Raw genomic sequence first — 280 nt, 5'->3', positions numbered from 1 at the left:
TGGCGTTCCTCCAGGAGATGAACGCGACCGTGTACCGCCGGGTGCCGGGTGTCGTGACCGTCGCCGAGGAGTCCACGGCCTGGGACGGGGTCACGCGGGCCACGCACCACAAGGGGCCGAGCGGCTTCGGCGGGCTCGGGTTCGGGCTGAAGTGGAACATGGGCTGGATGCACGACTCGCTGGAGTACATGAGCCACGAGCCGGTGCACCGCAAGTACCACCACGGGGAGATGACGTTCTCCATGGTGTACGCGTACAGCGAGAACTACGTGCTGCCGAT

1 pseudogene is annotated in these 280 nt (G+C 66.4%); it reads left to right on the top strand.

Annotated features, from left to right (window positions below):
- A pseudogene (locus GTW67_RS22125) lies at window positions 1–280 on the top strand (1,4-alpha-glucan branching enzyme); the annotation flags it as partial.

It is taken from the genome of Streptomyces sp. SID5910, assembly GCF_009862125.1.
In the GTDB taxonomy this organism is placed as follows: domain Bacteria; phylum Actinomycetota; class Actinomycetes; order Streptomycetales; family Streptomycetaceae; genus Streptomyces.
The sequence above is the reverse complement of the archived record's forward strand: the minus strand, read 5'-3'. Positions and strand labels throughout refer to the sequence as shown.